At 51.8% G+C, this 7,236-nt stretch carries 6 protein-coding genes; 3 read left to right on the top strand and 3 right to left on the bottom strand.

Annotated elements, in window-relative coordinates; genetic code table 11:
• The first annotated feature begins 434 nt into the window (after nucleotides 1-434).
• Nucleotides 435-2,384, top strand: coding sequence for a M23 family metallopeptidase (locus tag DPQ22_RS08170; protein WP_150215006.1), 1,950 nt, complete (start codon nucleotides 435-437; stop codon nucleotides 2,382-2,384).
• 364 nt (nucleotides 2,385-2,748) lie between these two features.
• On the opposite strand, the gene clpB is transcribed toward DPQ22_RS08170, so the two are convergent.
• A complete protein-coding gene (clpB, locus tag DPQ22_RS08165) occupies nucleotides 2,749-5,349 on the bottom strand; it encodes an ATP-dependent chaperone ClpB (RefSeq protein WP_150215004.1) in 2,601 nt (866 codons plus the stop codon).
• A gap of 312 nt (nucleotides 5,350-5,661) precedes the next feature.
• On the opposite strand from clpB, the gene DPQ22_RS08160 reads away from it, so the two are divergent.
• Nucleotides 5,662-5,952 carry a DUF1778 domain-containing protein gene (locus tag DPQ22_RS08160; RefSeq protein WP_150215002.1) on the top strand — a complete coding sequence of 97 codons (291 nt, stop codon included), beginning with the start codon at nucleotides 5,662-5,664 and terminating at the stop codon, nucleotides 5,950-5,952.
• A complete protein-coding gene (locus tag DPQ22_RS08155) occupies nucleotides 5,942-6,448 on the top strand; it encodes a GNAT family N-acetyltransferase (RefSeq protein ID WP_150215000.1) in 507 nt (168 codons plus the stop codon). The genes DPQ22_RS08160 and DPQ22_RS08155 overlap by 11 nt, the downstream gene beginning before the upstream one ends.
• A 1-nt stretch (nucleotide 6,449) precedes the next feature.
• Here DPQ22_RS08155 and yacG read toward each other — a convergent pair whose 3' ends face one another.
• Both yacG and DPQ22_RS08145 read right to left on the bottom strand, forming a co-directional pair.
• Nucleotides 6,450-6,665 (bottom strand): DNA gyrase inhibitor YacG, encoded by a 216-nt coding sequence (gene yacG, locus DPQ22_RS08150; RefSeq protein ID WP_150214998.1) that lies wholly within the window; start codon nucleotides 6,663-6,665, stop codon nucleotides 6,450-6,452.
• A gap of 236 nt (nucleotides 6,666-6,901) precedes the next feature.
• Nucleotides 6,902-7,159, bottom strand: a complete 258-nt coding sequence (locus DPQ22_RS08145; RefSeq protein WP_150214996.1) for a hypothetical protein — start codon at nucleotides 7,157-7,159, stop codon at nucleotides 6,902-6,904.
• Between the last annotated feature and the right edge of the window lie 77 nt (nucleotides 7,160-7,236).

The raw sequence follows: 7,236 nt of genomic DNA, 5'->3' as shown, positions 1-7,236 counted from the left end.
GAAATACCCAAGAACAATGCCGTCCACGTTCCTCTTTCTCACTTCAATCCATACTGTCAAAGAACCCTCACTCATATATACACATACATACAAGTGAATAATGGCAGACCGGCAGAACACTGCCGCGTCAGCCCGGCACAGGTATAAATTTGTCTCTGAAAATAGTCAATACCTTTTTGCATTTTTTTTGTAAAAAAACGCAAAAGGGCTGTTAATATTGCCCTGCTCTGCCGCAAAAATTATTTATAAACAGGCAGCAAGGCGCTATAAAAAAATTAAGCTTACGAAAATTGTTGCCATTGACAAAATTCATATTTTCACCTTCAATATTCTTTAATCATCGCGCCTCTATGTTAGCAGGGAGCACTGTAGCGCAGCAGTAGAAATCCGGCCCTCTTTGGGTGGCGAAAAAGCAATGACAGGCAAAATACTTCATGGTGAAGAATAAAGGCATTCATATTTATTCTGACAATGAGCCTGCTCTCATTATGCAAGGCAAACGCCCGCCGGATCGCCGCCAGATTTCCGCTCGCTGGCTTGTCGGCACTTTTTTAACCGGCTTGACCTCATGCAGTTTAATGGGAGTGGCGCTTTTTGCTGCCTTGCATGGGCGCGAACAGCTTGCCACCCCGCCGGAATTGCTGAGCAGCAATGCCATGCCGCGCCGCGCCGCGGATTCTGATGATGATAAAGGTGAGCGTTTAATCCCCACCCGGCCGCGCCGCAATTTTGATGATAAACGGCAATTTGAACTTTCTACCATGCAAAAAATTGACGGCAAGGAAGTTATCCGCAGTCAGGCTTTTGAACTGGTGGATATGAACCTGGCCGAAGAACATGCGCAAAAATTTGCCTATCCGAAATTTAATGCCTTGAAACTGTTTTCAGATGCCGCGCCGCTGCCGGCGGCCGAAAATGCGGCGCAAATTTACGGCACAAAAGTGGAATCGGAAGTTATATTGCAAAGCTTCAATTTTCCCGTAGCCGGCGCCGATTACGGCACGGCCGATATTATCAACGCCGATGAAGCTGAAAAACTTGTGCAGGCCTCAATCGCTCATTTTACCGATAGCGCGGCAATGCTTGCAGCCTTGCGCAATATAGACGGCCGGCATTTGCCGGGCTATGCTTCTTTTGGCCTGGCCTCCCTGCCTGATGTCAAGATTACGCAGGAAAATGTCAGTATTCTGAATTCTTATGCCACAGCAGCGCCGCTTGAAAATTATTCGGAAGATATTATTCCCTTTGCCCGCAGCGAATCTCTGCTTGCCGCTCTGGAACACGCAGATTATCAGCAGGAAGAAGTGCAGCATCTGGTCGATATTCTGGTTGAAATGACCGATGATACCACACTGCCGGCCGGCAGTGTTTTGCGTCTTGGTATAGAATCCGGCCCGGCAGGCCAAAACCGGATTGTCCGCGCCAGTATTTATGAAGATAAACAGCATGTTTTAAGTGTGGCGCTGAATGATAAGGGGGATTATATTCGCTGTAATGAGCCGGAAATAACACCTGTCCTGCGCACAGCGCTGGAGGGACGTGCCCCGGTAATACGGGTGGCGCATGATAAATTGCCCACGGTTTATGAAGCGGTTTTCCAATCGGCTCTCGCTTATGATATGACACCGGATATAGCCAAACAGCTTATTCGCATGCTGGCTAATGATGTTGATTTGCAGTCACATATTTCGTCCAATGATTCCCTGTCTGTTTTCTATCCGCTGCCGGAGACAGGCGAAAGCAAGCCGGAGCGCGATATTTTATATGTCAAGGCAGATTTCGGCGGCATGATACGCCGCTATTACCGTTTTCAGTCTGATGACGGGCGGGTAGATTATTATGACCCTGAGGGGAAAAGCTCCAAACAGTTTCTGCTGCGCAAACCTGTGCCCAATGCTGTCTTTGCCTCACCTTTCGGCACCCGCCGCCACCCTGTTCTGGGTTATTTCCGCTCGCATACCGGGGTTGATTGGGCGGCGCCGCGCGGCTCGCCTATTCTGGCTTCCGGTGATGGCGAAATTATCAAAGTCGGCTGGAGCAGCGGTTACGGCAATCATACTGAAATCCGCCATGCTAACGGCTATGTAACCAGCTATTCGCACCAGAGCGCTTTTGCTCCGGGCATCAGAGCTGGCGCGCACGTGCATCAGGGCCAGGTCATCGGCTATATTGGCTCGACCGGGCTTTCCACCGGCCCGCACTGCCATTTTGAAATGATTGTCAACGGCACCAAAGTGGATCCCATGCGTATCCGCCTGCCGGATTCCAAATCATTGAAGGGGGAGCAATTAGAAGCCTTCAAACGTGAGAGGGATAAAATTGACTCTTTGATCAATGATAAGGACGCCGGCAATACGCGCCTTGCTTCTGCCACACCGTTTTAAGCGGCATTCGATTGCGTAACAGGAGCAGGGATAATAAACAAATTCTCTCATCTGGCGGCGGTCGGCCAGGCTGCCGCGGCAAGCGCAGAGGCAATAAAGCCTGCATAAAAGGAAGAGGGTTGCGACAGCCTGAAGAATTCAGACTAAAGGTCGGATTTTATCATGCCGGATAGAAATTATCTTCAAAGGCCATACTAAACAAAACGGGCAATAATTGCTGCCCCGGCCCGGCAAATCAGACAGCCGCCTTTCCTTAATATTATGAAATTGAAATTTTGCCTCTCCTGCGCGCAGGCAACCGGTAAAAAAACCAGGGCCGCCCCCGGGAGCGGCCAGGTTCAAACCCGGTCTTTGCCGGCACAGCCTATAAATCGGCATGCGCCAATATCGGCTTGAATTCCAATCGCTCTTTTTTACCGTCTGCGTGAATTTTTACTAATGAGCCGTCATGAATATCGCCCATTAACAGGCGCTCCGCCAGCGGATCCTGCACCTGTTTCTGAATAACGCGCTTGAGCGGCCGGGCGCCGTAAACCGGGTCATAACCGCGCTCAGCCAGCCAGTCACGGGCTTTATTATCCAGCTCCAGCGTGATTTTGCGGCTTTCCAAAAGCGCCTGTAAATGCCGCATTTGAATATCAACAATCGCGTCCATTTCCTGCCTGTGCAGGCGGTGAAACAGAATAATCTCATCAATCCGGTTTAAAAATTCCGGGCGAAAGCTGGCGCGCACCGCCGCCATCACCGCCTCACGCGCTTTTTCCACTTCCTCATCATCACCTAGCCGGGTTAAAAACTCCGCTCCCAGATTTGAGGTCATAATAATCAGCGTATTGCGGAAATCCACTGTCCGCCCCTGGCCATCGGTCAGGCGGCCGTCATCAAGCACTTGCAACAGCACATTAAAGACATCAGGGTGGGCTTTTTCAATTTCGTCAAACAAAATCACCTGATAAGGCCGCCGCCGCACTGCTTCTGTCAGCACGCCGCCCTCTTCATAGCCGACATAGCCGGGAGGCGCGCCGATCAGCCGGGCTACCGAATGCTTTTCCATAAATTCCGACATATCCAGCCGCACCATAGCGGTCTCGTCCTGAAAGAGAAAATCTGCCAGCGCTTTGGTCAGCTCGGTCTTGCCCACGCCGGTCGGCCCCAAAAAGATAAAGGAGCCAATGGGGCGGTCAGGGTCTTGCAGGCCGGCGCGCGCCCGGCGCACCGCGCGGGAAACCGCAGCCACCGCCTCCTGCTGGCCGATAACCCGCTTGCTCAGCTCATCTTCCATACGCAGCAGCCGCTCCCGCTCCCCTTCCAGCATGGCATCGACCGGAATGCCTGTCCAGCGGGAAACAACCTGAGCAATATGCTCAGCCGACACGGTTTCTTCCACCATAGAAGTAGCGCTTTGTTTGCTTTCCGCCTGTTGCAGCTCTTTTTCCAAATCAGGGATTTTGCCATAAGCCAGCTCACCGGCTTTTTGCAAATCGCCATTGCGCTGGGCAATCGCCAAAGCATTGCGGGCACTATCCAGCTCTTTTTTCAAATTGGCGGTGTGCCCCAGCTTCTGCTTTTCCGCCTGCCATTTGACCGTAATGGCGTTGGATTGCTCTTCCAGCTCAGCCAGCTCTTCTTCCAGCCGCGCCAGACGGTCTTTTGACGCCTGATCTTTTTCCTTTTTCAGCGCCTCACGCTCAATTTTCAACTGCAAAATACGGCGGTCAATTTCGTCCAGCTCTTCCGGCTTGGAATCGACCTGCATACGCAGGCGCGAGGCTGCCTCGTCAACCAGGTCAATGGCTTTATCGGGCAAAAAGCGATCGGTTATATAACGGTTAGACAAAGTCGCTGCTGATACAAGGGCGGAATCCGACACCCGCACTTTATGGTGCTGCTCATATTTTTCCTTAATGCCGCGCAAAATGGAAATTGTATCGGCCACGGTCGGCTCATCAACAAAAACCGGCTGGAAGCGCCGCGCCAAAGCGGCATCTTTTTCAACATATTTGCGATATTCGTCAAGAGTTGTAGCGCCAACACAATGCAGCTCACCGCGCGCCAAAGCCGGCTTGAGCAGATTAGAGGCGTCCATTGCCCCATCACTCTTGCCGGCACCGACCAGCGTGTGCATTTCATCAATAAACAGGATAATCTGACCATTGGCGGCGCTTACTTCCGACAAAACCGCCTTCAGCCTTTCTTCAAATTCACCGCGATATTTGGCGCCGGCAATCATGGCGCCCAAATCCAGCGCCAGCAGGCTTTTATCGCGCAGGCTTTCCGGCACATCGCCATTGACAATACGCAGCGCCAGCCCCTCAACAATCGCTGTTTTGCCGACACCCGGCTCGCCGATCAGCACCGGATTATTTTTGGTGCGGCGCGACAAAACCTGTATTGTGCGGCGGATTTCCTCATCACGGCCGATAACCGGGTCAAGCCGCCCGGCCTCAGCCTCAGCCGTCAAATCGCGGGCATATTTCTTTAACGCATCATATTGCCCTTCGGCGGAAGCCGAATTGGCGGTGCGGCCTTTGCGCAATTCGTTAATCACCCGGTTGAGCGCTGCCGGTGTCAGCCCGCCTTTGGCCAGAATATCGGCCGTTTTGGCCGATTTTTCCTGCAATAAAGCCTGCAACAGCCGCTCCACGGTCACATAGGAATCGCCGGCTTTTTCCGCCAGTTTTTCGGCATGATCCAGCACTTTGGCCAAAGGCGGCGCCAGATAGAGGCCGCCGGAACCGCCTTCCACCTTGGGCAGGCCGGCCAAAGCAGCATTGAGCGCGGTTTTTATGTCAGCCAGCTTGCCGCCGGCGCGTTCAATCAGGCCGGCGCACAGGCCTTCATTATCGTCCAGCAGCACTTTGAGCAAATGCTCAGGCAAAAACTGCTGATTATCATGAGCCAGCGCATAATTTTGCGCCGCCTGGATAAAACCCTGCACCCGCTCCGTATATTTTTCAGGTTTCATGTAACCACTCCTCTCTTGCGCCGCCCGGCGCCTACCCCGTAAACTCGCGCGCTGCCCCGGCCCCGGCCAGCAAAGGCGCGGCACAACCCGCCTGCCGGCAACCCCGCTCCGGCAGCGCCTTGCGCGCCCAGGCCGCTCTCCGCCTGCCCGGCAAGACAGCAAAAATCCCTCACCTTTCACGATATGGGCAGACAGGAATAAAAAAACAAGGGATTTATAAAAGCAGGCTTATTATTATTTGTATCGACAAATACCATACAAAATTATACTATTGGTCTTCTGAGAGCAGCTTACCGACGAGAGAGAAAACTGATGACAGCCCTGCGCAAAACAAAAACGCTCAGCCTACGCATGACCGCCGAGGATATGAATCTCATTGCCAGAGCGGCAAAGGCAGCAAACAAATCTGTCAGCGCCTTTGTCAGCGAGGTTTCGCGCTTGCGCGCCCAGGATACATTACTGGATCAGCGCTTTTTTACCCTTGATGAGCAAGATTTTAGCTGGCTGAAAGGGCAGTTGGGTAATCCGCCGGGGCCGGCTAGAGAAGTTCTCAACCGTTTCAAAAATGTAAAGCAGAAATGGGCAAAGCAAGATGGCGCCTAGTTCCATCATGCCCCTCACTGCCCAACATAAAACAGGAAATTTTGATTGCGGTGAGGAAGCGCTTAATATTTGGCTGCGCGAAACCGCGCTGAGCAATCAGCAAAAATATTATACAAGCAGCTATGTTATTACGGATAACCGGCAACAGGTTATTGCCTATTATGCGCTTTGCACAAGTATGATTTACAAACAGGATATGCCGCGTCGCCTGCGCGATAACGCAGCTCCGCGCGAGCTGCCGGCTATTTTACTGGCGCGTTTGGGGGTTGATAAAGCTTTTCAAAAGCAACGCCTGGGCGGGTATTTACTCTTAGATGCTTTCAAGAGGACGGCTCAGGCAGCACAGCTAAGCGCCGCCCAGGTGCTCATCACCCACCCAATACACAGTCAGGCAGAAAGCTTCTACCTTAAGCATGGTTTTCTTAAATTGAGAGGTGAAAAAGAAGCTTTATTTATCCCCCTGCCTGTTATCACAGCTATTTTAAAGCAGAGCTAATTTATTCCTCTTCTTCATCAAGCTTTGGGCCGGGGAGGATATAGCGGCCGGAAAGCCAGCGATTAAGGTCAAGGCTGCGGCAGCGATTGGAGCAAAAAGGGTAAAAGGCGCGCTGTGACGGTTTGCCGCATTCCGGGCATTTTACCGGCGCCCGCAGCGGCGTGACATTATCCTTCGCCTCTGCTGTTTTAACTTTTGCCTGCTTATCTTCTACCATTATCTACTGCTCACACTCTATTATAGCAATTTCCTGCTTTTTATAGCCTAAAACCTGCCTTAATCAAAGCCGCCGCCCGCCCCCACCCGGTAAAGCAGCAAACGACAAGAACATAGCCAAGACCAATAACACTTGCCGCATTTACAAGCCGCCGAATCGGAACAACAAGATCTTAGCGCAGCTCTCGATAAAATCTGCCCCAACGCCCCAAAAATATTAACCATAATCAACGGCGCTTAATACCAGAAAGCGCGCATATCCTGCCTATGCTGCCTATATTGCTCCAGGCTTGCTGTATCATGCTTATTTATTTCATTATTAACGCAATTTTGCAAGGCTTTCCCCTGCTCTCCCTTGATAGAGCAAGCCTGTTTATACTGGCTGACTAAAGCAATTTGCTCTGTCGGCGGCAATTCCGCATAGGGTTTTCTCACTGAAGAACAGCCGGCAAGGACAGCGCCCAAAACAGCCAGACCGCTATATTTATAGCGCATAATCAGGCCTCTCTCCACTTTCCGCTTTCGGCTCCATGCTATTGTAACTTTTCGCCGGCAAAGGCGGCGTGCCTTCC

Origin of the sequence: Candidatus Tokpelaia sp., assembly GCF_008636115.1 — a bacterium.
In the GTDB taxonomy this organism is placed as follows: domain Bacteria; phylum Pseudomonadota; class Alphaproteobacteria; order Rhizobiales; family Rhizobiaceae; genus QLZD01.
This window is presented reverse-complemented; position numbering and strand designations above follow the sequence as displayed.